Source organism: Microvirga thermotolerans (assembly GCF_009363855.1).
Taxonomy (GTDB): Bacteria; Pseudomonadota; Alphaproteobacteria; order Rhizobiales; family Beijerinckiaceae; genus Microvirga; species Microvirga thermotolerans.
On the sequence record NZ_CP045423.1, the window covers coordinates 113,329 to 137,921 of the forward strand.

Here is a 24,593-nt window from a genome sequence, read left to right on the forward strand (position 1 = left end):
AACGGATCCCCCGCTCAGGCCGAGAGCCTCGGACGCGTGAACACAGCCCAGTAGGCGATCGCGAACCCGACGAAGGCGGCGGCCCAGGCGCCGCCCGCCACATGCAGGAGCGCGTCGTTCCAGGCGGGATGAACCGCGGCGCAGACCCGCGCCAGCGCGGCGGCGACGGCGAGCGCGTAGAGAACCTGCGTGGACGCGCTCGCGACGAGCGCCCTGCCCGTATGCCCGAGGCTCGCCCGCGACATCACGGCGAGGGTCATCACGCCCATCGCGCCGCCGGTCCAGGCATGGATGCCGGCACCGGAGGGAAGAAGGCGCAGCGCGGCGAGCCCGGTCAGGACGAAGCCCAGCGGCACGAAGGCATAGGCCACGTGCAGGATGAGGACGAGCCGGTCCCGCCAGGTGCGGTCCCCCGCCCAGCGGGCGAGGCGCACCGCCTGGAGCAGGCCTGCGGCCATGAGCGCGGCCCCCGTGAGCACGCCGGACGGAACGACGATCCAGGCCACGAGCGCCGCGCCGGCCGCGATCAGGGACGCCACGTCGAAGGGGCCGAAGGGCGCCGGCATCCGGCCCGGATTCTCGCGGGCGAGCCAGTTGCGGGTGAAGCTCGGCAGGATGCGCCCGCCGATGAGCATGATCAGCGCCAGGACGGCCGCGATTCCGATGCGGACGCCGTAATCCGCCGCGCCCAGCACGTGCGCTTCCAGGTGGAAGACCACGTTGCCGGCGACGAGCGTCGCCACCGCGATGAGAACCTTGAGGTTGCGCCAGTTCCGTCCCTTCATGATCTCGCGCGCCACGGCCGCGGCGACGAGGAGCAGGAAGGCGTTGTCGATGAGGGCGGCGAGTTCCCACCCGATCCACGCCGACAGGGTGACGGCGATGCGCCCCGCCGCCCAGACCAGCACGAGGACGAGCAGGGGCCGCCCCTGGAGGGGCATGCGCCCCGTCCAGTTCGGAACCGCCGTCAGCAGGAAGCCGGTGATCACCGCGGAGAGATAGCCGTAGAGCATCTCGTGGATGTGCCAGTCGCGCGGGGCGAAGGCCGTCGACAGGGCCAGCTCGCCATAGAACATCGGCAGCCATGCGAGGACCGCGAGGCCCGCATAGAGGGAGCCGAACAGAAAGAACGGGCGGAATCCATAGGAGAGGAGCGCAGGTCCCCTGTAGGTCCGCAGGCGGGGGATCGGAGCCATCAGCGGCCTCCTTCGACTGGAATGAACGTGTCCAACGCCGTGACGGCGCGGCCCGTTTCGAGATCTTTGGCCACGAAGGCGACGGGCTGCCGCTCGTTCGCGGAGGCGGAGACGAGGACGCGCAGCTCCCGGGTCGCGTCCGAGGCGACGCTCACCGTGGCGCCGTCCCCGACCACCTCGACGGAGGCGTCCTCGAGCCCGTTCACGGCGAGCGCGAACGCGCGCTCGCTGCCGGCCTTGTTGTACAGACGCACCGTGTAGCCGTTCCGGGTGCGCCCGTCCGACAGGCGGACCGCGACGGGGTTGCGGTCGTGGATGACGGCGACCTTGGCATCCTGCCGCAGGCCGAGGCTCGCCCCCATCAGTCCGGCGAGGGCCAGGATGGCCAGCGCGAGGCCCACGGTCTTCGGCCGGACCGCGCGCCGGCGCGCGGGCTCGCCCCTGCGCGCGCGCTCGATATTGGCCCAGGCCTCGTAGTCGATGAGGCCGCGGGGACGTCCGAGGCGGGACATGGTGGCGTCGCAGGCGTCGACGCACAGGCCGCAGTTGATACATGCGAAGTTCGGGCCCTCGCGGATGTCGATGCCGATGGGGCAGACGTTCACGCATTGCAGGCAGTCGACGCAGTCGCCGGCGGGCTCGCCCTTCGCCCGCAGCTCGGTGGCCTTCTTCACCGATCCGCGCGGTTCGCCCCGATCATCCCGGTAATTGACGGTCAGCGCTTCCGGATCCCAGATCGCGCCCTGCAGGCGCGGCCAGGGGCACATCCATGTGCACACCTGCTCCCGGGCGAAGCCGGCGAGCACATAGGTCGTGCCGGTGAGAATGACGACCCAGCCATAGGCGAGCGGCGAGGCCCGCCCCGTGGCGAGTTCCGCCAGCAGCGTCGGCGCATCGGCGAAATACAGGACGAAGGCCCCGCCCGTCGCCATGGCGATGAGGATCCAGATCGCATGCTTCATGCCGATTTCGGCGACGCGCCTTGCGGTCAGCGGGGCGCCACGCTTCTTGAGGCGTTCGCGGCGGTCGCCCTCGATCAGGCGCTCGACGAGCAGGAAGAGATCGGTCCAGACGGTCTGGGGGCAGAAATAGCCGCACCACACCCGTCCCGCGACCGCGTTGACCCAGATGAGGACGAGGGTCGCGAGGACCAGGAGCCCGGTGAGGTAGTAGACCTCCTGCGGCCAGATCTCGATGAAGAAGGCGTAGAGGCGGCCCCGGCTCATGTCGAAGAGGACCGCCTGGCCGGGCTGGTCGGGACCCCGATCCCAGCGGATGAAGGGCAGGATGTAGTAGATGGCGAGGCAGAGGGTCAGCGCCGTCCATTTCAGGCGGCGGTAGCGGCCCCTGACCGCCTGGGGAACGACGCGTTCGGCGATGACGCCGCGCTTCGGCCTGCGCAGATGGGCGCGCTCGGGCTTGAAACTGATGTCGAGGGTGGTCATCGACGTGAACACGGCGTTGGCGCCGCCGCGCTCTTGCGGCGCAGCGGCGCAGGCTTCGGCAGGAAGCGGCTCCGAAGGGGCTACTTGGCGGCGGTGGTGGTCGTCGCGAGCTTGTCGAAGAGGGTGGCGAAGGCCTGCTTGGCCTTGCCGGGATGGGCCGCGGCCTTGGCCTGGTCGAGATTGGCCGGCTCGCCGACCACGACCATGCCCACCATGCCCATGCCGTAATGGGGCTTGCACTTGTAGCCGTAGACGCCGGGCTTGTCGAAGGTGACCGTCATCTCCTCGTTGATCTTGCCGACGAAGGTCTTGCCGCCTTCCGGCAACATCGTATCGATGCTCTCGACGTTGTGCCCCTTGTCCGCCGCCACGAACTTCACCGTGTCGCCGGGGTTGATCTTCACCAGGGCGGGCTCGAACACCATGACGCCCTCGGTGCCCTTGTTGAGCATCTTCACCTCGACCTCGGCCGCGTTCGCCGCGCCGGCGGCTCCGAGCGCAGCCACGAGAGCGCCGAGCATGATGATCTTCCGCATAATCCGTCTCCTCTTGTGCCATCGGAAGCTTTGGGCCTCGGACCGAAGCCCTTGGAGACGTGATACGCCGATGCGGCCCGCCGCTGTTTGCGCTGGAACAAGGAGATGAATCTTTTCGGGCCGTCGCGGCCGCCGGTATCTCGGGGACTGTCCCTGCCCTTGCGGGGGAGAGCCGATTTGCGCCCGGGTCCGCTTGCGGTACAAGGGCACGACGGGGAGCGTCTCCGGAACCCGTTCGGGGCGTTATCCGTCGAAGTAGCGATGCCGGTTGGAAACGTGCCGATGCCGAGTTTGGACAAATCCCTCGTGGCCGGGCTGCCCCTGTTCGCAGGGCTGCCGCCGGACGACCTCGACCATATCCTGCGCGAGGCGCAGTCGATCCGGTATCCGAAGGGAACGGCGGTGTTCCAGCAGGACGAGGAGGCGCATTCCTTCTTCGTCCTCCTCCACGGGCATCTGCGCGTCGTCAAGGTCACGCCCGACGGCCAGCAGGTCGTGGTCCGCTTCATCACGCCCGGCGAGATGTTCGGCATCGCCATCGCCATGGGGCGCCCACGCTACCCGGCGACGGCGCTCGCCATCGTGGACAGCATCGCCCTCGTCTGGCCCTCGGCCGCATGGCCGCGCCTCGTCGCCAAGCATCCCTCGCTGGCAGTCAACACCCTCCAGACCGTCGGCAACCGGCTCCAGGACGCCCATACCCGCGTCGTCGAGATCTCCACCGAGCAGGTGGAGAAGCGTGTGGCGCATGCCCTGCTGCGCCTCGCCCATCAGGCCGGCCGGAAGGGAGAGGACGGCGTCCAGATCGACTTCCCGATCTCGCGTCAGGATGTCGCGGAGATGACGGGAACGACGCTCCACACGGTCAGCCGCATCCTGAGCAGCTGGGAGGAGCGCGGCCTGGTCGAAAGCGGCCGCCAGCGCATCACGATCCGCGACCCGCACAAGCTCTTCCTGCTCGCCGAGGACCTGCCGCGCTAAAGCATCGAGCGCAAAAGTGGGAACCGGTTTTGCGCGAAAAGATGCTCTAATCAGAAACTTGGAGCATCGAACGTGAGTTCGAATTCTCGTCCAATGCTCTAGACCGGCTTGCGTTTCAGCGGCACCCCGCCTGTCGACTGGACCGAGAGGGTCCCCGCCTCGATCCCGGATTTCAGGCTCGCTCCCAGATCGCGCGTTTCGAGCCAGGAATGCAGGAAACCGGCATTGAAGGCGTCGCCCGCGCCCGTCGTGTCGACCACATCGACCGGGGGCGCCTCGGCCGCGACATGGGTCGACCCGCAGGATGCCATGGCACCGTGCTCGCCGCGCTTCAGCACGACTACGGGGAACCTCTCCCGGAGGCTTCGCAGAATCGCCTCTGTCGCGCTTTCGCCGGTCAGGGCCTTCCCTTCCTCCGCGTTCGGCAGAAAGATGTCGACTCCCGCGCACGTCTCGAAGAATCCGGCATCCTGGCGGATCAGCCGGTCGTCCCAGCTCGGATCCAGCGAGACCGTGAGGCCGCGCTCCCGCGCCATCGCGACGACGTCGGGGTTTTCCATGAGGGTGGCGAATTCCGCGATGTGCAGGTGAGCGACACCGGGCGCCGAGAGAGCCTGCTCCAAGGTGGACGGCCGGGAACCGCCGGCACGCCGGGACACGAAGGCGCGTTCGCTGCCCTTGACGAGGGCGACCGTCGGCTGCGGGCCGGCATCGTCCGCGTGCTCGATGAACGACAGGTCGACGCCGCTGGCCTCGAGCTCGGGCCTGAGACTGCCCGACAGGGGATCGACGCCGAGGCGCGCGAGGAGCGCCGCCGGCCGGCCGAGAGACACGAGATGGGCCGCCGTGATGTAGGCGCCGCCGCCGGCTGCGATGGCGACGTCGTCGGCGAACCGCTCCCGGCCGAGCACGGGCATGTCGTGCAGCCCCGTGAAGATGATGTCGCAATAGATGCGCCCAAGGCACACGACCTTGCTGCGCTGGTAGGACGCTCCGCTCATGGGGCTGCCAGCGCTCTCTCGGTCGCCTTGTCGAAGAAGTAGAGCCTGTCCGACGGGGCGTGGAGGGTGAGGCGATCGCCGATCCGGGGGACCTGCCGGCCCGGTATCGAGCCGACGACGGTCTGGCCCGCGCCCTCGACATGGACGAGCGTCTCCGAGCCCAGGGTCTCGACGACCGCGACCGTGCCCGAGACGGTCATGCCCTCCGTTCCGCCGGATTCCGGAACGAGGTCCTGCGGACGGACGCCGACGAGGATGTCGGAGGTCGTCGCCGACGCATACGGAACCCGAACCCGGCCGCCGAGCGACAGATCCGCTCCGCCCTCCCCCAGGCGGGCGGGAAGCAGGTTCATGGTGGGGCTGCCGATGAAGCGCGCCGTGAAGACGTCGACAGGCTTCTCGTAGAGATCCAGCGGCGATCCCACCTGGAGGATGCGGCCGTCGCGCATCACGACGATCCTGTCGGCCATGGTCATGGCTTCGACCTGATCGTGGGTCACGAAGACAGAGGTGGTTCCGAGCCGGTGGTGAAGCCGCTTGATCTCGATGCGCATCTGGGCGCGCAGTTGGGCGTCGAGGTTGGAGAGCGGCTCGTCGAACAGGAAGGCGGCCGGATCGCGGACCATCGCGCGGCCGATGGCGACGCGCTGGCGCTGACCGCCCGACAGGGCCGAGGGGCGGCGCTCCAGAAGGTGCGAGAGCCCGAGAATCTCGGCGACCTGCTCCACCCGCGCACGCTTCTCGCTCTTCGAAAGCTTGGACCGATAGAGGCCGAAGGCGATGTTGTCGGCCACGGACATGTGCGGATAGATGGCATAGTTCTGGAACACCATGGCGATGTTCCGGTCCTTCGGCTGAAGGTCGTTGACGACGCGGCCGTCGATCAGGATCCGGCCGTCGCTGATCTCCTCGAGGCCCGCGATCATCCTGAGGGTCGTCGACTTTCCGCAGCCCGACGGGCCGACCAGAACGACGAATTCGCCCTCCTGGATCGAAAGGTCGATCCCGTGGACCACGGTCGTCTGTCCATAGCGCTTGACGAGGCGGTCGAGATCAATGGTCGCCATTAGCGGCCTCCGAGAAGTGCGGTGAAACGGACCTGGAGATCCCGGGCGGAGGCTTCGGCGCGGCGGGCCGCCTCCTGCATCCGGGTGCGGATTTCCGCAATCTCCTGACGGTAGCCGGCAATCGCCCGGGACAGCGCCTCCGGCGCCGGCCCGCCGAGCCGGTTGCGGACGGCGACGAAGGCCTCCGGCGAGACGATTTCGGCGAACAGAGCCTTGTCGATGACCGTCCGGCGCCGCGTGCAGCGCTCGAAGGCCTCCTGGAAGGCCTCGTAGCCGTCGGCCGCGATGTCTCCGCCGACGGCGACGACGGCGCGGGAGACCTCCGCGGCGATCTCATGCGCCTCGCGGAACGACAGGCCCTCCCGACGCACCAGGCTGTCGGCGAGTTCGGTGACCGTGATGCAGCTGCGGCGGATGTTCTGGCGAACCCGGCCGGCGTCGATCCGCAGGGCTGGAACGAGCGCCGCGAGAAGGTCGAGGACGCGCCCGCCGCTCTCGAAGGCGCCATAGCCGAAGCCCTGGCTCTCGCCCTCGCTGTCGTTCATGTCGGTAAACGGCGTATTGTGCATGATCGTGAGCATGGCCTGCGCGCGCCCGACCGTCTGGGACGCCAGGTGGCGCATGTGCTCGATGGGAACCGGATTGCGCTTCTGCGGCATGATCGAGCTGATCTGCACGAAGGCGTTGGGGACATAGAGCTGGCCGACCTCGAAGCTGGTCCAGAACTGCAGGTCCTGGATGAACCGGCCGAGATGCAGGAAGACCAGCGCGATCGCGGAATAGGTCGACGTGATGTAGTCGACGGACGCGATGCACCCATAGGAATTCTCGAGGGGACGGCTGAAGCCGAGGAGATGCGACATCAGCTCCCGGTCGATGGGAAACCCGCTCGTCGTGATGGCGGCGGCGCCCATGGGGCTGCGATCCACGATGTCGCGGGCCGCCTCGAGCCGGGCGATGTCGCGCAGCAGCGTTTCAAGGACCGCGGACAGGTAGTGGCCGAACACGGTCGGCTGCGCCGGCTGACCGTGCGTATAGGCGACGATGAGCGTGCCGCTTTCCCGCTCCGCCACCGCCGCCAGGGTTTCGGCCAGGCGGACCAGCCGCTCCAGAAGGGGGTCGATCCGGTCCTTGAGGCCGATCTTGAACAGGGTGTGGTCGATGTCGTTGCGGGAGCGCGCCGTGTGCAGGCGGCCCGCGAGATCCGGCCCCAGGCGGGCGCGCAGCTCCTTCTCGACGAGGAAAAAGAAGTCCTCGACCTCGCCCGTATAGGTCAACGCGCCGACATCGACCTCGCGGTCGATGGCTTCAAGGGCCTCGGCGATGGGCCGGGCCTGCTCGACGGTCAGGATGCCGGTCTCGTGCAGCATGACGAGATGGGCGCGGTCGATCCGCCGCAGGCCTTCCACATGATGGCTCTTTGCGCCTTCGAAGAGCGGACGGAGGACGGTCTCCTTGTAGGTGGGATCCGGGAAGACGGAGGCATCGTGGAGATTGTCTGCGATCATCGGCTTCAGCCTTTGAGTCCCGCCAGCATCACCCCTCGGACGATGTAGCGCTGGAGAAGGAGGAAGACGATGAGCGTGGGAAGCGTCGCGATGCTCGCGCCCGTCATGATCTTCTCCCATTGGATGGACTGCTCCACCGCGAAGCTCGAGAGGCCGACGGGCAGGGTGTAGAGATCCGCGCTCGTGGTCACGATGAGGGGCCAGAAGAAGGCCGTCCAGTTGCCGAGGAAGGTGAAGATCGCAAGGGCGGACAGGGCGGGAGTCACCAGAGGCATGGCGATCTTCCACCAGATGGTGAACTCGTTCAGCCCGTCGACCCTGGCCGCCTCCAGGAAATCGTCAGGAACTCCCTCGAAGAACTGCTTCATCAGGAAGGTGCCGAAGGCCGTCATCATCCCCGGGAACATGATGCCCCAGTAGCTGTCCAGCCAGCCGAACTGGCTGGCCATGAGATACCAGGGCAGGACGAGCATCTCGGTGGGGATCATGAGAGTGGACAGGATCGCGATGAACACGACGTAGCGCCCCCTGAACCGGAACTTCGCCAGCGTGTAGCCGACCAGGCTGTCGAAGAAGACGTTCGAGAGGGTGACGATCGCCGCCACGACGACCGAGTTGAGGAACCAGCGCGTGAAACGGCCGTCGGTCAGGATCTCGATGTAGTTGTCGAGCGTCGGCGCCTCCGGGATCACGCGCAGGTCGTAGACCTGCGAGGCGTCCTTGAGGGAGGTCGAGAGCATGAAGACGAGGGGCGTCACCATGACGACGCCGCCGAGGAACAGGAGCGTCCAGGCGACGATCCGTCCGGGCCGGATCCGTGAAGCGGTCAGGTCGTAGGCGGCTCTCATCAGCGGTCTCTCATGAGGCGCAGTTGGACAAGGGAGATGACGAGCAGGATCAGGAAGAGGACCACGGTCTGGGCGGCCGCATATCCCATCTCGTAGGAGCTGAACGCCGTCTGGTAGATCATCAGCACGAGCGGCTTGGTGGAGTTCAGGGGGCCGCCGGGGTCGTTCGTGTTGATGTTGTAGACCTGATCGAAGATGCGCAGGAAGCCGATCGACGAGAACACGACCAGGAAGACCAGGGTCGGCTTGAGCAGCGGAAGGGTGATCTTCCGCAGGATCGCACCCTCCGACAGCCCGTCGATGCGGGCGGCCTCGTAATAGGTGACGGGAATCGCCCGCAGGCCGGCGAGGAAGATGATGATCTGGAAGCCGAGGCCCGCCCAGACGGCGGGCGCGAGGACCGCCGGAAGCGCCTGCGCGGTCGAGCGAAGGAAGGGCTGCTGCGGAAGGCCGAGGCCTGCAAGGATGTCGTTGATCACGCCGATGGGAACCGGCTGGTAGAACCAGCGCCAGACCCAGGCCATCGCCGCCGCCGTCGTGAGGAACGGCAGGAAGTACAGGGCGCGGATGAACGCGTGCATGAACCGCACGCGGTCGAGATAATAGGCGACCGTGAAGGAGATCAGCAGGCTGATCGGCGTGCCGAGGATCAGGTACATGAAGGTGTTGCGGAACACCTGCCAGAAGAGGGGATCCGCAAGGAGCCTCTTGTAGTTCTCGAGCCCGACGAACGACGCGGGCCGGGTGATGGTCCAGTCCGTGACCGAAAGGTAGAAGGCCTGGAAGGTCGGCCAGAAGCGGATGACCGCGTAGAAGAGGAGCGGAACCGCGAGGAACCCCCATGCCCATACCACCTGTTTCCGGCCGAGGCTCATCCTTGACCAGAGGCCGCCGGAGGCGGTCTCGCGGGGTGTGACGGCGGACATCGAAGCGATCCTCGCGGCTTGGGCCAGGCGCTTAGCGCTTGGCGCGGTCGATGATCGCCTGTTCGGCCTCGGCCGCCTTGGCGAGGGAGGTCTTGGGATCCTCGCCGCCGATCAGGACGCGGTTGGCCATGTCGATGGCGACCTGCCGCTGGGCGGCCTCGTCCTTGAACAGGGTCGTATGGGCATACTCCAGGCCCTTGAGGAACGGGCCGTAGACGGGATGCGCGACGTTCTCGGGCGTCAGGGCCGCAGCGCGACGGGCAGGCAGCTCGCCCACGACCTCCATCCAGATCTTCATGGCTTCGGGCGAGGAGACATAGGCCAGGAACTTCTCGGCGGCGGCGAGCTTCTCGCCCTCGGCCTTCGTGGTGATCGCGTTGGCGAAGTAGCTGGCGTAGTTGCTGCGCAGGCCCTGGGCATTGGCGGGGAGCTCGGTCACGCCCCATTCGAAGCCCTTGATCGTGTTGAAGGAGCCGAGGCGGAAGGTGCCGTCGATGGTCATGGCCGCGAGGCCCGCGCGGAAGGCGGCCTGCCCCTCGTCCATGAAGCCGACCTGGCCGACCTTGTGCTTCTTCTGGAGGTCCGTGTAGAAGGTCAGCGCCTTCAGGCCCGCCTCGTCGTTGTAGGCGACCTTCGTGTCGTTGTCCGTGTAGGGGACGCCGCCGAACTGGCGGACAAGCACCTCGCGCCACCACTGATGATCCTGCCCCGCCATGTCGAGCGTGATGCCAGCCGAGACGATATTGCCGCTGCCGTCGCGCTTGGTGGTCTTCTCGGCGGCGGCGACGAGCTCGTCGAGCGTCTTGGGCGGGTTGTTGGGGTCGAGGCCCGCCTCCTTGAAGGCCTTCTTGTTGTAGAACAGCGCCAGGGAGCGCACGGCGGTCGGAAGGCCGTAATAGTCGTTGCCGCGCTTCATGGCCTTCACGATGGGGAAGAAGTCGCGCTCGATATCGGCCGCCGGAAACGCCTCGGCGCGCAGGGGGCGGATCATCTTGCCGGCAATGAAATTGTCGGTCCAGCCGTAGAAGAGCTGCACCACGTCCGGACCCTGGCCCGCGAGGATCGCGGCGGCCACCTTCGTCTGGTAGTCCGCATAGGGGAAGGTGGTCTGCTTGACCTTGATGTCCGGATTGGCCTCCTGGAACTTGGCGATCAGCTGGTTCATCGCCTTGACGCGGGTGTCGAAGACGTACTGCCAGTACTCGATCTCGACGGCCTTGGCGCCGGATGCGGCCAGGGTGGCGAAGCCGAAGGCAACGCTCGCAAGCAGACGATGAAGACGCATATCCCTCTCCCTTTGTTCTGGCGCGTGGCGCCGGATTTTCGCGGATGACGGCCCCGAGCGGCGGCCTCGAGAACCTCTCCGGGCTCCAGGCTCCTCCAGAGGCCGGCCTCTGTCAATAAGATAATTCACTTGAGTTATTCTCGGCGCCGGGTCATCGTCTGACTCGTGGAGTGCGGGAGATGCCGACAAAGTCCAAGGCCGGCGTGCGGTCGACCATCGGGAGCAATCCGGAGCGCAACCGGTCGCATAACCGGCGCGTGGTGCTGGACGTCGTCCGCCAACTGGGTCCGTTAGGACGCATGGAGATCTCGCGCCATGCCCATCTGAGCGCCCAGGCCGTCTCCAACATCGTGGAGGAACTCGTCGCCGACGGGCTGCTCATCCAGACCGGCCGTCTCAGGGCCGGGCGCGGACAGCCGCCGCTTCAGTTCGCCGTCAATCCCGACGGCGGCATGACCGCAGGCATCGAGATCGCGGCCGATCACGTTTCCACACTCCTGGTGGACATCGGCGGCCGCGTTCGCGCGCAGCGGACGGTGTCGCTTCGGCGGAACGATCCCGAGACGGTGCTGCCGGTCATCCAGGCCGAGATCGAGGCCGCGCGGGCCCAGCTCAAGCCCTTCCCTCCTCAGCTCCTCGGCATCGGCGTCGTGATGCCGGGCCCGTTCAACGTCGAAGGGATGACCTCCGTCGGGCCGACGACCCTGTCTGGGTGGCTGGACTTCGACGCGGCCGCCAGTATCGGTCGCATGCTGGGAGCACCCGTCACCATCGAGAACGATGCCACGGCCGCGGCCGTCGGGGAGCGGCTCCACGGCGCGGCCAGGGATCTCAAGAACTTCTGCCTGATCTATTTCGGCCACGGGCTCGGCCTCGGCATCATGATCGACGGCCGTCCCTATCGCGGGGCGAACGGCAATGCGGGTGAGATCGGGCACGTGCTGGTGGAGAAGGGAGGGCGCCTCTGCTCGTGCGGCCAGCGCGGCTGCCTCGAAGCCTATGCGTCCATCCACGCCCTCGCCGAAAGGCTGTCCGAGGCAGGAGTCCAAGGCCTCGACGACGCGCTGCTCGAGCGGCTCCATCGCGAGAGGCATCCCGTCGTCGGGGCCTGGATCCGGGAGACGGCCGACCGTCTCGCCCCTCAGGTCGCAATGCTGGAGAACCTCTTCGACCCCGAGGCCGTCGTGATCGGCGGCGCCCTTCCGCCGGGACTTCTGGAGGATCTCACCCGGGCCATGCAGCCGCTTCCGCTGTCGGTCGCGCGGCGCCGGAACCGGAGCGAGGCGCGCCTCGTCCACGGGCGGACGGGCCGGCTCACGGCCGCGCTCGGAGCGGCTGCGCTGCCGGTCCTGGAGGCGATGACGCCCCGTCTCGACACCGCCCAGGCGACGCGCCGGGAACAATCGCAGGAGGAGACCTCCCTTGTCGGATGACCACAGCCGCCTTGCCCGTGCCGTCCACCAACCGGCGCTCGTTCGCCTGCACCGCTCCCTGGGCCGGCTGCGATCCGTCCTGACGGTCATGAACACAGGAGCGCACCCGGACGACGAGGCCAACGGCCTGCTCGCGGCCTTGCGGTTCGCCTACGGCATGCGCGTCGTCGTGGCCTGCTCCACGCGCGGGGAAGGCGGTCAGAATGCGCTCGGCCCGGAGCGGGAGGGGGCCCTCGGCGTCCTCAGAACCGCGGAGATGGAGGAGGCGGCGCGGCGCATCGACGCCGACGTGGCCTGGCTCGGCCACGGGCCCGACGACCCGGTCCACGACTTCGGTTTCTCCAAGAACGGGGACGATACGCTCCGGCGCTGGGGCGAGGAGCGCATCGTCGAGCGGCTCGTCCGGTCCTATCGCCGGTACCGGCCGGACATCGTTATCCCGACATTCCTCGACGTGCCGGGGCAGCACGGCCATCATCGCGCCATGACGCGGGCGGCCGAAAAGGCGTTCATGCTGGCCGGCGATCCCTCTGCGTTTCCCGAACATGCGGCGCTGGGTCTGCGTCCGTGGCAGGTCTCCAAGTTCTATCTCCCGGCATGGTCGGGAGCGAGCTATGCGTATGACGACGAGGCGCCTCCGCCGCCCGTCACTCTCCGCATCGAGGTCGAGGGGCGCGATGAAGCGACCGGCCTGGCCTATCGCCAGCTCGGCGAGTGGTCGCGCGCCGCGCACGCATCCCAGGGCATGGGCGTATGGAGAGACGACCCGGTCGACCGCTGGGAACTCCACCTGAAGCTCCGGGCCGCCGGCCCCGCCGCTCCCGAACGGGATATCCGCGAGCATCTTCCCGCGACGCTCGCGGACCTCGCGGACGGACCGGACGTGACCGGCGACGTCGCGGCGGCTCTGCGGGAGGCGCAGGAGCATATCGACGCAGCCGGAGCGGCGTTTCCGGACCGGATGATGATCGGCAGGAGCCTCGTCCGGGCGGCCCGGCGAATCGAAGATGCCAGGGGCCGCCTGGACCGAACCGCCGGCGAGAGGCACGTCCATCGCCTGGAGCGCAAGCTGCGGGAGATCGACGCGGCGCTCTTCGAAGCCAATGCCGGAAGCGCGAGAGCGGTTTTCATGGGGTCTCCCTGCCCGGGAGCCGAGGTCGCGCTGGATGTCCATGTCGCTGCGCCCGGCCTTTCGGATCTCAAGGTCGTGCCGCGCCTTCCCGATGAATTGGACTGCGTGGAGGTGGCCGGAAAGCCCGGACACGTCCGGTATGCGATCGGGATTCCGGCCTCGGCGCCTCACACGGGCAGCTATCCCGAGGCGTTCGATCCCATGGGCGGGAACGGGCCGGCCGGCATTCGCGTCACGGGAAAGGCGGGGGAGCGTGCCATCTCGGTCGACGTGGATCCCGAGTCGCCCCTGACGATAGGACCCGCCCGGTCTCTGACGCTCGATCCCGCATTCGTCATCGTCAAGTCCGGCGAGGCTCGGTCCGGCATCCGCGTCCGAACCCTTGGGGCGGAGCCGGCGGAGTGGCGGGCGCCGGAGGGCTGGGACGTCCGACGCGACGGAGGCGACTGGGTCGTCCTGCCGCCTCGGCAGACCGCCGCCGGTGTTGCGACCCTCGTCCCCATCGTCGACGGCCGGCCGGCGAGCCACGTCCGGACAGTGACCTATCCCCATGTCCGACCGGCTCCGTACGTGACGCCGGCGGAGCTCAAGGTCCTGACGCTCGACGTGGCTCTGCCCGCCCATGCCCGCATCGGCTACGTGGGCGGCGGCAGCGACCATGTCGGCGCCCACATGCGCCGCCTCGGCCTCGACGTGACGGATCTCGGAGAGGATGCGTTGAAGACGGGAACCCTGTCGGAGTTCACGACGGTCGTCGTCGGCCTCTTCGCGTTCGGTCTCAGGCCCGACCTCAAGGCTGCGACGGAACGCCTGCATCGGTTCGTGACGGAGGGCGGCCATCTGGTGACGCTCTATCACCGTCCCACGGACGGCTGGGATCCCGACCGCACGCCGCCACGCCGTCTGGCAATCGGATCGCCGTCGCTCCGGTGGCGCGTGACCGATCCGGCGGCTCCGGTGACGGTCCTGAAGCCGGATCACCCTCTGCTCGGATATCCCAACCGCATGACGGCGGCGGACTGGGACGGCTGGGACAAGGAGAGAGGGCTCTACTTCGCATCGGCCTACGACCCTGCCTACGAGGAGCTGCTGTCCCTGAACGATCCGGGCGAGAGGCCGCTCAAGGGCGCCCTGCTCTCGGCCCCGGTCGGGCGGGGGCGCCACACCCACATGGCGCTGGTGCTGCATCATCAGCTGGACAAGCTGGTTCCCGGCGCGTTCCGTCTCCTGGCGAACCTGGTTCAGCCGGCCCGGCAAGGGCATGGGGATTAGTCGCCGAGCGTCGACTGGTCGTTCCGGTTTGCCCGGCTCTGCCGATGGGCGCGGCGCGTTTTATCCCGGCGTGCGAGCGACGGCAGGCGCCGTTGTCGGTCCCGACGTGGGTGAGGATGACGCCGAGGCTTTCGCAGGAAGCAATGTCGGCTGCGAAGGCGCCTTGATCTCGGTCACGGTCGAGCCGGAGGGCGGCGCGCCTCAGGTCGCCGCTTCCGGCAGCGTGCCGCGCCCGCGCGCCTCCTCGCGCGCGACGACCGCCTGAAGATCCGCCAGGAAGGCGGCGCAATCGGCGCCGTGCTCCCGGCAGGCGTCGTCGACGGTATGGAAGCAGGCGATGGGGCACCCGACGCACCGCATCCTGTAATCGAGGAAGACGCGGATCGTCGCAGGCCATTGTCGCATCACGTCGTCGACGAGCTGTGTGGCTTCAACGGGCATGGCGGCCTCCGGACGATGAACTGCCGATGATGGGCTTTCTCATGGATTCATTCTTAGGCCCGCGGCCGGCCGCCTTCTTTGCGCGGCGACAAGGAGGAACGACAAGAAGGAACCACGGGGGCGAACGGAAAGTGCGCCCTGTTTGAGGCAGGGCAAAGAACCGCGGGCTCCGCTCGGCCAAGGTCCCTCCCGTCGAAACGAGGAGCGCCGATGACCCTTCCATCCAAGCGACCTGCCAGGGATCCAGGATCCCTCGATCCTGCGGTGCTCGATGCCCTGGCGAATGTCATGGATCCGGAGATCGGCCTCAGCCTGGTCGATCTCGGGCTCGTGTACCGGGCCGTCGTCGGCGGGGATGCCGTCGAGGTCGCCCTGACCCTCACCACCCGGGCCTGCCCGCTCGGCGAGATGATCCTGGACGAGGCGCGGGACAGCCTGGCGCAGCGCTTTCCCGGGCATTCCCGCATCGACGTCCGCCTGGTCTGGGAGCCCCTCTGGACTCCGGACTTCATCACTCCACGCGGCCGGGACCTCCTCGGCCGCCCATCGAGGACCGCCTGATGTGCAACTGCAACGTGACCGAAACCGTCATCGACGTCCGGCAGATCCTGCCGCGGATGCGCCACCCCCTGATCTTCCAGGTCTTCGACCAGCTCGCCCCCGGCGAGGCCTTCCTGCTCGTGAACGACCACGATCCGAGGCCGCTCTTCTATCAGTTCAACGTTGCGCGGCCGGGCGAATTCGGCTGGGATTATCAGGAGGAGGGTCCGGACCTCTGGCGCATCAGGATCAGCCGCGCCGCCTGACCGCCTGCGGCAGGGGGATGCGCCCTCCGGGAACGGCGCGCATTCCCCGCCGCCAGCGCACCGGGCGGAACCTGAGGCCCGCCTTCGATGCTGCGCTTTCTTAAGGAGAGAGCATCGGACCCATGCCGTTTCGACCGGCGCACCGGCAGCCCGACATTCCGGATCCAGACCATGATGGAGTTCCTGACCGCCCTGGCCGCCTTTCTGGCGGCGCATCTCATTCCGGCGAGCCCCGGGCTGCGCGCGCGGCTGATCGCCGCGATGGGCCGGAAAGCCTATCTCGCCGCCTATTCGGCGCTCTCGCTCGTGCTGCTGGGCTGGCTCGTGGCGGCGGCGCAGCGGGCCGAGACCGTATGGCTCTGGGAACCCGCGCCCTGGCAGTGGCACGTGCCGTTCGTCGCCATGCCGTTCGCCGCCTTCCTCCTCGTGGCCGGGCTGGCGCAGCCGAACCCGCTGTCGATCTCGCTCCGGAGCGGCCCCGAGCCCGGCCCCGTCGCCGCGGTCACGCGGCACCCGGTTCTGTGGGCGTTCCTCGTCTGGGCGGCGTCGCACATTCCGCCGAACGGAACGCTCGTCGCCCTCCTCCTCTTCGGCACCATGGCCGCGTTCTCGCTCGCCGGGTTCGTCCTTCTCGACGTCAAGGCGCGCAGGCGCCTGGGGGCCGAGCGCTGGCACGCGCTGAGCGCCGGAACCTCCGTGGTGCCGTTCGCGGCGCTCGTCTCGGGACGCGCGGACCGGCGGAGCCTGCGCGCCCTCGTCCTGCCCGCGCTCGCGGCCGCCGCGCTCTATGTCTGGTTCGTCGTCCAGGGACACGCGCTCCTCATCGGCCCCGATCCCCTCGCCGGGCTCGCGGCCATGAGATGAACCGTCGTCCTCACTGGGTGAGGAAGAGAACGCCCGCGATCGCCACCGACATCGCCACCGCCGTGAGCGTTCCCGTGAGGCGCAGCACTCCCATGCGGTAGAGCATGATGGCGAAAACGACGATGAGCGGCGTTGCCGTCAGCAGTCCGATCTGCGCGTCGGTCATGTCCGGTCTCCTTCCGTTGGCGGATTCGTCTATGGCCCGGTTTCCCGGCCGCCTGTTTGCGCCAGCGCAACGAGAGGGCACGAAATCGGACGATAGAGGAACGCGGCTGACCACTTGCGAGGACCGGACGATGACGATGGCGCAGGAGGAGGAACGCCCCTGGGGCGGGCTCTCGGATCTGCCGGGACATCCCATGATGTGGGTGCTCATCCTTACCGAGGTCGTGACGTTCGGGCTGCTGTTCGTGGCCTTCTCCGTCGCCGGCGCGGTGCAGCCCGCGCTCTTCGCGGCGGGACGGGCGCAGCTCGATCCGCTGCTCGGCGGAGCGAACACCCTCGTCCTCATCACCAGCGGGTGGCTCGCGGCGCTGGCGGTCGAGGCGCGCCTTGCGGAACGGCGCGGCGCGGCGCGAGCCCTTTTGGCGGGAGCCATGGCGCTGGGCCTCCTCTTCGCCGGGCTCAAGCTCGTCGAATATACCGGCAAGGCGCAGGCCGGCATCGGCCTCGAGACCGACACCTTCTTCACCCTCTACTTCCTGCTGACGGGCTTCCATCTCCTGCATGTCCTGCTCGGCATCGTCATTCTCGCGACGGTGGCGATCCACGACAGCGCGGACAACCTGAAGACCGGCACGGCCTTCTGGCACATGGTCGATCTCGTCTGGGTCGTCATGTACCCGCTGGTCTATCTGATCGGATGACCTCATGACCCACGAGTCCGTCGTCCGCGCCGACAGGCGCCGCGCCACCCGGGCCTGGATGGCCCTCGTCCTCCTGACCCTCGCCGGCATGGCGGTGGCGCGGGCGGGCGGCGCGGGGCTCGCCGCCGACGGGGCCATCCTCGCCGCCGCCGTGTTCAAGGGACGGTGGATGCTGCTCGACTTCCTCAAGCTGCGCGCGGCGCCGCCCCTCTGGCGCGCGCTCCTGCTCGCCTGGCTGCTGCTCGTCGCCGCCGCTTCCTGGGCGGCTGCGGCCGCCGCCCTTCTCCGCGCCTGACCGCCCGCCTTACGGCGCCGAAGCTTGTCCTGGCGCAAAGAGCGGGCCCGCCGCTGCTGTAGCTTCGCGACATCCTCCACGTGGCGCCCGCTCCGGGCCCGAAGCAGGTTCCGATGCCGAACGCTCACGAACGGTCCGCACGCTCGCGCAGTCCGCCGCGGAACCGCCCCTGTGCGGCCAGCGCCGCATCGCCCGAATCCCTGCCACTTCGAGAAGGATCGCGTGATGGCTGAAGCCCTCACCAAATCGGCGGCGAGGAACGTGTTCTACGGAGGCTCGTTCTTCTTCTTCGCCATCTTCCTGGGCCTGACGGCCCACAGCCACTACTACATGAACACCACGTCGACGGACACGTCGACCCTGTCTCCCGCCGTCGCACGCGGGAAGCACGTGTGGGAGAAGAACTCCTGCATCAACTGCCACTCCATCCTCGGCGAGGGCGCCTATTTCGCGCCCGAGCTCGGAAATCTCTGGGACCGCTGGGGCGGAAAGGAAGATCCCGCCGCCGCGCGGGAGATGCTCAAGGCCTGGATGCAGGCCCAGCCCTCCGGGATCGAGGGCCGCCGCCAGATGCCGCAGTTCAACCTGACGGACCAGGAACTCGACGATCTCGCCGACTTCCTGGAATGGACCAGCCGCATCAAGACGCAGAACTGGCCGCCGAACAAGGCCGGGTGAGATCGGAAGAACCATCATGAAATATCAATCGCAGAAGGTGGCCCTGCTCTATTTCTACGGAGCGCTCAGCCTGTTCCTGGCCCAGGTCGCGTTTGGCGTCCTGGCCGGAACCATCTACGTCCTGCCCAACACGCTCTCGACGCTGCTTCCCTTCAACATCGTCCGGATGGTCCACACCAACGCGCTGATCGTGTGGCTGCTGATCGGCTTCATGGGCGCGACGTACTATCTCGTCCCCGAGGAAGCGGAGACAGAGCTGTTCAGCCCGCTGATCGCCAAGGTGCAGTTCTGGCTGTTCCTGGGCGCGGCGGCGGTCGCCGTGGTCGGCTACCTGTTCAAGATCCACGAGGGCCGCGAATTCCTGGAGCAGCCCTTCGCGATCAAGGTCGGCATCGTCGCCGTGTGCCTGATGTTCCTGTTCAATATCACGATGACGGTGCTGAAGGGGCGCAAGACCGTGGTCACGAACATCCTGCTCTTCGGCCTGTGGGGCGTGGCGATCTTCTTCCTCTTCGCCTTCTACAACCCCGCGAACCTCGCCGTGGACAAGATGTACTGGTGGTACATCGTCCATCTGTGGGTGGAGGGCGTGTGGGAGCTGATCATGGCCTCCGTCCTCGCCTTCCTGATGATCAAGCTCAACGGCATCGACCGCGAGGTGGTCGAGAAGTGGCTCTACGTGATCGTCGGCATGGCGCTGTTCTCCGGCATCCTCGGCACCGGCCACCATTTCTACTGGATCGGCGCACCCGGCTACTGGCAGTGGATCGGCTCGCTGTTCTCGACCCTCGAGGTGGCGCCGTTCTTCACCATGATCGTGTTCACGGTGCAGATGACCTGGAAGGCCGGCCGCCGCCACCCCAACCGCGCCGCCCTGCTGTGGTCGGTCGGCTGCTCGGTGATGGCGTTCTTCGGCGCCGGCGTGTGGGGCTTCCTGCACACCCTCTCGTCGGTGAACTACTACACGCACGGCACGCAGGTGACGGCCGCGCACGGGCACCTCGCCTTCTTCGGTGCCTACGTGATGCTCAACCTCGCCGTGATGGCCTATGCCATGCCGCAGCTCCGCGGCCGCGCGCCCTACAACCAGTGGCTCAGCATCGTGAGCTTCTGGATCATGTGCACGGCCATGTCCGTGATGACCTTCGCGCTCACCTTCGCGGGCGTCGTCCAGGTCCACCTGCAGCGCGTGCTCGGCCAGTCCTACATGGAGGTCCAGGAGCAGCTGGCGCTCTTCTACTGGATCCGCCTGGGCTCTGGCATCTTCGTGCTGATCTCCGCGCTGATGTTCGTCTACGCCGTGCTCCTTCCCGGCCGCGAGACGGCGCCGCGCCTGGCGCAGCTCCAGCCCGCCGAATGACCCCTCCGGGCGGCCCGCGCGGGCCGCCCCGCACATCCCGCTCGAATTCACGAAGGACATGCCCCATGTTTCCCCATCCCTGCAGGCCGCTTTCCCCATCCCTGCCGCAGGCGACGGTCCGCGTCTTCCCGGAGGCGCCGCGGGCCGCTCCGTCGCTCCCCGAGGCCGCGAACGGCTCCGGCCTTCCCTACTACGTTCCCGCCGGGAACGAATGCGCCCTTTTCGAGCTCGCCTGGCGCAAGCGTCTGCCGCTCCTCCTCAAGGGCCCCACGGGCTGCGGGAAGACGCGGTTCGTGGCTCACATGGCGTCCCGGCTCGGCCTTCCCCTCCATACGGTGTCCTGCCACGACGACCTCACCGCCGCCGACCTGACCGGCCGCTACCTGCTCAAGGGCGGCGACACGGTCTGGACGGACGGGCCGCTCACCCGCGCGGTGCGCGAGGGCGGCATCTGCTATCTCGACGAGGTCGTGGAAGCCCGCAAGGACGTGACGGTCGTCCTGCATCCTCTCACCGACGACCGGCGCATCCTGCCCCTCGACCGTACGGGCGAGGAGTTGCAGGCGCCGGATTCCTTCATGCTCGTCGTGTCCTACAATCCCGGCTACCAGACGCTCCTCAAGTCCCTGAAGCCTTCCACGCGCCAGCGGTTCGTCGCCATCGAGTTCGACTTCCTGCCGATGGACCGGGAGGCCGCCGTGGTCGCCGCGGAGAGTGGCCTGCCGGAGGATCGCGTCCGTCCGCTCCTCCTCCTCGCCCGGCGCCTGCGCGCCCTGAAGGGGCAGGATCTCGAGGAAGGCGTCTCGACACGCCTCCTGGTCTACTGCGCCTCGCTCATCGCGGCCGGCGTCGCGCCCGAGGAGGCCGTCGCCGCGGCGCTCATCGAGCCCCTGACGGACGATGCCGACGTCAAGACGGGCCTGACCGAGATCGCCCGCGCGACCCTCGGCTGACCCGGAGGGCGCCATGCTCGATTTCCTCGAACTGGAAGAGACGGTGGGCCAGCTCTGGCACCGTCTCGTGGGCCGCGCCGCGAGCTATCCGCGCCATCCCGCCGCGGCCGTGACCCTCGACGAGATGCGCGCGCCGCTCGCCGTGCTGTTTCGCGGCCTCGGCGGCGAGGCGGGCGTGCAGCTGGCGGGAGCCGCCGCGCGCGCCTCGTCCCACCGCCTGAACCTGCGCCAGCGGATCGGCCTCGCGGAGGAAAGGCTGGAGCAGCCGGGTCGCGACCCGGCGACTCTCTTCCTGCCGGCGCGGGTGGAGCTCTTCCCCGCCCGGGAGCTGAACCGCTCGCTCTACCTCTGGCTCGCCGCCTACTTCGCCCATGTGCCGATGAGGGCGCAGGACGAGGCGGATCCCCTCCGCCGCGACCTTCTCGCCCTGAAGACGGCCAAGGAAACGACGGAGCGGGTTCTGAGGGCCTGCCCGGGCCTCGCCCCGGCCCATCGCGATCTGTGCCGCGCGCTCCTCGCGGCGCGTCCGAAACGCGCCCTGCCCGCGGCGGAGGAGCGGGTCGAGCGGATCGTCCTCTCCCTCCTCGGAGACGAGGGCGCCGCGCCGCCTGCCGGCTGGGAGAAGGCCGTCGCGGCGGAAGATCCCGCGTGGCGGGCGGGCGCGGCCTACCAGCCGTTTCTTCCCGTGCCTCTGTGGGGCGATGTCTGGATCCGGGCGGCGACGCCGCCGGGACAGGACGGCGACGAGCCCGCGGAGCCGGGCTCACTCGCCGCATCCGACGGGCGCAGGCGCTTCGCCGCGCGCCGGGAGGCGGACCGGACCCGGCGCTCGGATCCCTTCATCCTGAACCGTTTCGAGAAGATCCTCGCCATGGCGGAGATGGTGAACGTGAGCCGCCCCTCCGACGACGACGAGGACGAGAACGCCCGGAAGGCGGCGGACGAGGCCGACGAGATCCCTCTCGCGAAGCATCACGGAAAGCCGGCGACCCGACTCCGCTTCGATCTCGACCTGCCGCCGGAGGCGATCTCCACCGCGCCCGCGGCGGATGGGATCGCCTATCCGGAGTGGGACTACACGCGCAGGGCCTATCTCCCCGACCATTGCCGCGTGTTCGCGGCGCCGGCCGCGGAGCAGGGGGAAGACTGGGAGCCCGACGCGGCGGCGCAGCGGCGCATCCGCCGCGTGCGCCGGCAGTTCGAGGCGCTCCGGCCCAGGCACGAGACGCTCCGCGCCCAGGCGGACGGCGACGAGATCGACGTGGACGCGCTCGTGCGCGCCCGCAGCGACCTGCGCTCCGGCGGCACCGGCTCGGACAGGGTTCACCTCGCCAGCCGCCGCCAGGCCCGCGACCTCGCCGTCGCCATCCTCGTGGACGTGTCGCTGTCCACGGACGCATGGGTGGACGACCGGCGCGTGCTCGACGTGGAAAAGGAAGCGCTCCTGGTGCTGGCGCACGGGCTCGAGGCCTGCGGCGACCCGCACGCGATCATGACCTTCACCTCCCGCCGCCACTCCTGGGTGAGGATCGAGACCGTGAAGGACTTCGACGCGCCCCTCGACGGGTCCGCCGTGCGGCGCATCTCGGCCCTGAAGCCGGGGTACTACACCCGCATCGGAGCGGGGATCCGCCATGCCGCCGCGAAGCTCGCCGAGCGCCCGAACCGCCAGCGGCTCCTCCTCGTCCTCACGGACGGCAAGCCCAACGACATCGATCATTACGAGGGCCGCTTCGGCATCGAGGACACCCGCCGCGCCGTGATGGAGGCGCGCCGCGCAGGCGTGACGGTCTTCGGCGTGACGGTGGACGGGAACGCGCAGTCCTACTTTCCGACCCTGTTCGGCCGCGGCGGCTATGCCATCGTCGGCCGGATCGCGAGCCTTCCCGCCGCTCTTCCCGCGATCTACAGGCACCTCGTCGGCTAGAGCATCGGACGAGAATTCGAACTCACGTTCGATGCTCCAAGTTTCTGATCTGGAGCATCTTTTCGCGCAAGACCGGTTCCCACTTTTGCGCTCGATGCTTTAGCGTCCTCCCCCTGCGGAGCGCGCCGGGAGCCGCTCGGCGACGGACGAGCGGCTCACCTTTGCGCCGGCGGACGATCCGCAGCGTCTCAGATTGCGCGGCTGTGCGTTCTAGCGGAAGCGCCGAGATAGGCGTCGAAGGCCGAGGCGACGCTGCGCACGAGGAACCGCATGTCGTCGTTCACCGACACGACCGGGCCGTCGAGGCGCACGATGCCGTCCCGCGCGAGATCCTGCAGGCGGGGAACCGAGCGCAGCACCGCTCCGGCGTCTGCGCCGTGACGCCCGCAGACCTTCGCCACGTCGACCCTGAAGTCGCACATCACGCGCTCGATCAGGTCCGCCCGCAGGCGGTCGTCGGCGGTCAGCGCATAGCCTTTGGCGGTCGCGAGCTCGCCCCGCCCGATGCGCTCCGCATAGCGTCCCAGGACGATCTCGTTCTGCACGTAGCCCTGTGCGAGGCGTCCGATGGAGGACGCCCCGAAGCCGATGAGAACGTCGCTCGGGTCGGTGGTGTAGCCCTGGAAGTTGCGATGCAGCGCGCCGTCCGCCTGCGCCTTGGTCATCGAATCCTCCGGCAGGGCGTAATGGTCGAGCCCGATGCGGCGATAGCCCGCCTCCGTCAGCGCCTGGGCGATCGCCTCGGCCTGCGCGTAGCGGGCCGCGCCGTCCGGCAGGGCGGCCTCGTCGATCTTGCGCTGATGCTTCTTGAAGGACGGCACATGCGCGTAGCCGAACACCGAGAACCTTTCGGGACGGAGCGCGACGCTCCGCCGGACCGTGTCGACGCACGAATCGACGCTCTGGTGCGGGAGGCCGTAGATCAGATCGAAGTTGATGCCGCGCACGCCGACATCCCGCAGCCCGTCCACCGCCCGCGCGGTCTGCTCGAAGCTCTGGATCCGGTTGATCGCGCGCTGGACGACGGGATCGAAGCTCTGGACTCCGAGGCTCGCGCGGGTCACGCCCGCTGCGCCGAGCGCGCCCGTCATGGCGCGGGTGAGCGTGCGCGGATCGATCTCCACCGCGATCTCCGCCGCTCCGTCGAGATCGAAGCGCCCGCGCAGGAGTGCGACGAGGCCGAGAAGCTCGCTCGGCTCCATGATGGTGGGCGTGCCGCCCCCGAAATGGACGTGGCGCACCGGAAGGCGCGCCGGGATGCGCTCCGCCACGAGGTCGATCTCGCGGCGGAGCACGGCGACGTAGTCGACGATCGGGTCGTCGCGCCGCGTGATGGTGGTGTGGCAGCCGCAGTACCAGCACATGGAGCGGCAGAAGGGCACGTGCAGATAGAGCGAGGCGCTCGTCTCGCCGTCGAGCGACGCGAGCCAGTCCGCATAGGCGTCGGGCCCGATGGCGTCGGAGAAATGCGGCGCGGTGGGATAGCTGGTGTAGCGGGGCAGGCGCTCCTCGCCGTAGCGCGCCCTCAGATCGTCCTTCATGTCAAATCTCTCAGCTGCGGCGCAGAGCGGATGGTCCGGCGCGCCGGTCGAAACCACCCGTCTCTAGGGAGGATCGGGCGGTGCGTCTTTGACCTCGCTCAAAGAGGTCGACGCCGCCCCGCGCGATGGAGCGCCAATTGATTCAAATCAATTTCTTTGCACCAATCGTCGTGAACTCCCGATTTCTTTCGAGAGGTCTTGCGAATTCTCGTTCTTATTTGCAACAGCTCAA

At 68.3% G+C, this 24,593-nt stretch carries 24 protein-coding genes; 12 read left to right on the forward strand and 12 right to left on the reverse strand.

Annotated features, from left to right (window positions below; all coding sequences use genetic code 11):
* Positions 1-14: 14 nt before the first annotated feature.
* From GDR74_RS00485 to GDR74_RS00495, 3 genes are all read right to left on the reverse strand, one after another.
* Positions 15-1,196, reverse strand: coding sequence for an NnrS family protein (locus tag GDR74_RS00485; protein ID WP_152584459.1), 1,182 nt, complete (start codon positions 1,194-1,196; stop codon positions 15-17).
* Complete coding sequence (ccoG, locus tag GDR74_RS00490; protein WP_246179812.1) at positions 1,196-2,653, reverse strand: cytochrome c oxidase accessory protein CcoG; 1,458 nt, start codon at positions 2,651-2,653, stop codon at positions 1,196-1,198. Before ccoG ends, GDR74_RS00485 begins: the two co-directional genes overlap by 1 nt.
* A gap of 68 nt (positions 2,654-2,721) precedes the next feature.
* Positions 2,722-3,177, reverse strand: a complete 456-nt coding sequence (locus GDR74_RS00495) for a pseudoazurin (RefSeq protein WP_152584460.1) — start codon at positions 3,175-3,177, stop codon at positions 2,722-2,724.
* Between the two features lie 282 nt (positions 3,178-3,459).
* Here GDR74_RS00495 and GDR74_RS00500 point away from each other — a divergent pair, with 282 nt between their 5' ends.
* Positions 3,460-4,158: a Crp/Fnr family transcriptional regulator gene (locus tag GDR74_RS00500; RefSeq protein ID WP_152584461.1), complete on the forward strand. Its 699-nt coding sequence runs from the start codon at positions 3,460-3,462 to the stop codon at positions 4,156-4,158.
* Positions 4,159-4,256: 98 nt separating this feature from the next.
* On the opposite strand, the gene GDR74_RS00505 is transcribed toward GDR74_RS00500, so the two are convergent.
* The 6 genes from GDR74_RS00505 to GDR74_RS00530 are packed head-to-tail and all read right to left on the reverse strand — an operon-like array spanning position 4,257 to position 10,793.
* Complete coding sequence (locus GDR74_RS00505) at positions 4,257-5,159, reverse strand: carbohydrate kinase family protein (RefSeq protein ID WP_152584462.1); 903 nt, start codon at positions 5,157-5,159, stop codon at positions 4,257-4,259.
* Positions 5,156-6,226, reverse strand: coding sequence for an ABC transporter ATP-binding protein (locus GDR74_RS00510; protein WP_152584463.1), 1,071 nt, complete (start codon positions 6,224-6,226; stop codon positions 5,156-5,158). The genes GDR74_RS00505 and GDR74_RS00510 overlap by 4 nt, the downstream gene beginning before the upstream one ends.
* Complete coding sequence (gene argH, locus GDR74_RS00515) at positions 6,226-7,734, reverse strand: argininosuccinate lyase (RefSeq protein ID WP_152584464.1); 1,509 nt, start codon at positions 7,732-7,734, stop codon at positions 6,226-6,228. The genes GDR74_RS00510 and argH overlap by 1 nt, the downstream gene beginning before the upstream one ends.
* Positions 7,735-7,739: 5 nt before the next feature.
* Entirely contained in the window at positions 7,740-8,582 is an 843-nt protein-coding gene (locus tag GDR74_RS00520; RefSeq protein WP_152584465.1) for a carbohydrate ABC transporter permease, read from the reverse strand.
* Complete coding sequence (locus GDR74_RS00525; RefSeq protein WP_152584466.1) at positions 8,582-9,508, reverse strand: carbohydrate ABC transporter permease; 927 nt, start codon at positions 9,506-9,508, stop codon at positions 8,582-8,584. Before GDR74_RS00525 ends, GDR74_RS00520 begins: the two co-directional genes overlap by 1 nt.
* A 31-nt stretch (positions 9,509-9,539) precedes the next feature.
* Positions 9,540-10,793 (reverse strand): sugar ABC transporter substrate-binding protein, encoded by a 1,254-nt coding sequence (locus GDR74_RS00530; RefSeq protein WP_152584467.1) that lies wholly within the window; start codon positions 10,791-10,793, stop codon positions 9,540-9,542.
* 179 nt (positions 10,794-10,972) lie between these two features.
* Between GDR74_RS00530 and GDR74_RS00535 the strand changes: the two genes are divergently transcribed.
* Both GDR74_RS00535 and GDR74_RS00540 read left to right on the forward strand, forming a co-directional pair.
* Positions 10,973-12,226 (forward strand): ROK family transcriptional regulator, encoded by a 1,254-nt coding sequence (locus GDR74_RS00535; RefSeq protein WP_152584468.1) that lies wholly within the window; start codon positions 10,973-10,975, stop codon positions 12,224-12,226.
* A complete protein-coding gene (locus tag GDR74_RS00540; protein WP_152584469.1) occupies positions 12,216-14,630 on the forward strand; it encodes a PIG-L family deacetylase in 2,415 nt (804 codons plus the stop codon). Before GDR74_RS00535 ends, GDR74_RS00540 begins: the two co-directional genes overlap by 11 nt.
* A 201-nt stretch (positions 14,631-14,831) precedes the next feature.
* Here the strand turns inward: GDR74_RS00540 and GDR74_RS00545 are convergent, their stop codons facing one another.
* Positions 14,832-15,071: a DUF1858 domain-containing protein gene (locus GDR74_RS00545; RefSeq protein WP_152584470.1), complete on the reverse strand. Its 240-nt coding sequence runs from the start codon at positions 15,069-15,071 to the stop codon at positions 14,832-14,834.
* 210 nt (positions 15,072-15,281) lie between these two features.
* On the opposite strand from GDR74_RS00545, the gene GDR74_RS00550 reads away from it, so the two are divergent.
* The 3 genes from GDR74_RS00550 (at position 15,282) to GDR74_RS00560 (ending at position 16,741) form a co-directional block, all read left to right on the forward strand.
* Positions 15,282-15,632 carry a metal-sulfur cluster assembly factor gene (locus GDR74_RS00550; RefSeq protein ID WP_152584471.1) on the forward strand — a complete coding sequence of 117 codons (351 nt, stop codon included), beginning with the start codon at positions 15,282-15,284 and terminating at the stop codon, positions 15,630-15,632.
* Positions 15,632-15,877, forward strand: coding sequence for a DUF2249 domain-containing protein (locus GDR74_RS00555; RefSeq protein WP_152584472.1), 246 nt, complete (start codon positions 15,632-15,634; stop codon positions 15,875-15,877). Before GDR74_RS00550 ends, GDR74_RS00555 begins: the two co-directional genes overlap by 1 nt.
* Positions 15,878-16,048: 171 nt before the next feature.
* Positions 16,049-16,741, forward strand: coding sequence for an NnrU family protein (locus GDR74_RS00560; protein ID WP_194164586.1), 693 nt, complete (start codon positions 16,049-16,051; stop codon positions 16,739-16,741).
* 10 nt (positions 16,742-16,751) lie between these two features.
* On the opposite strand, the gene GDR74_RS18065 is transcribed toward GDR74_RS00560, so the two are convergent.
* Complete coding sequence (locus GDR74_RS18065; RefSeq protein WP_194164587.1) at positions 16,752-16,907, reverse strand: hypothetical protein; 156 nt, start codon at positions 16,905-16,907, stop codon at positions 16,752-16,754.
* Between the two features lie 130 nt (positions 16,908-17,037).
* On the opposite strand from GDR74_RS18065, the gene GDR74_RS00565 reads away from it, so the two are divergent.
* The 6 genes from GDR74_RS00565 (at position 17,038) to GDR74_RS00590 (ending at position 22,820) form a co-directional block, all read left to right on the forward strand.
* Complete coding sequence (locus GDR74_RS00565) at positions 17,038-17,607, forward strand: cytochrome c oxidase subunit 3 (RefSeq protein WP_152584473.1); 570 nt, start codon at positions 17,038-17,040, stop codon at positions 17,605-17,607.
* A gap of 4 nt (positions 17,608-17,611) precedes the next feature.
* Positions 17,612-17,902, forward strand: a complete 291-nt coding sequence (locus tag GDR74_RS00570) for a cytochrome C oxidase subunit IV family protein (protein WP_152584474.1) — start codon at positions 17,612-17,614, stop codon at positions 17,900-17,902.
* 225 nt (positions 17,903-18,127) lie between these two features.
* The gene (locus tag GDR74_RS00575) at positions 18,128-18,580 is read left to right on the forward strand and encodes a c-type cytochrome (RefSeq protein ID WP_152584475.1); all 453 of its coding nucleotides are present in this window, start codon (positions 18,128-18,130) and stop codon (positions 18,578-18,580) included.
* Between the two features lie 16 nt (positions 18,581-18,596).
* Positions 18,597-19,940 carry a cbb3-type cytochrome c oxidase subunit I gene (locus GDR74_RS00580; RefSeq protein ID WP_152584476.1) on the forward strand — a complete coding sequence of 448 codons (1,344 nt, stop codon included), beginning with the start codon at positions 18,597-18,599 and terminating at the stop codon, positions 19,938-19,940.
* Positions 19,941-20,005: 65 nt separating this feature from the next.
* Positions 20,006-20,893, forward strand: a complete 888-nt coding sequence (locus GDR74_RS00585; protein WP_152584477.1) for a CbbQ/NirQ/NorQ/GpvN family protein — start codon at positions 20,006-20,008, stop codon at positions 20,891-20,893.
* Between the two features lie 13 nt (positions 20,894-20,906).
* Positions 20,907-22,820, forward strand: coding sequence for a nitric oxide reductase activation protein NorD (locus GDR74_RS00590; protein ID WP_152584478.1), 1,914 nt, complete (start codon positions 20,907-20,909; stop codon positions 22,818-22,820).
* Between the two features lie 188 nt (positions 22,821-23,008).
* Here GDR74_RS00590 and hemN read toward each other — a convergent pair whose 3' ends face one another.
* Positions 23,009-24,361, reverse strand: a complete 1,353-nt coding sequence (hemN, locus tag GDR74_RS00595; RefSeq protein ID WP_152584479.1) for an oxygen-independent coproporphyrinogen III oxidase — start codon at positions 24,359-24,361, stop codon at positions 23,009-23,011.
* Between the last annotated feature and the right edge of the window lie 232 nt (positions 24,362-24,593).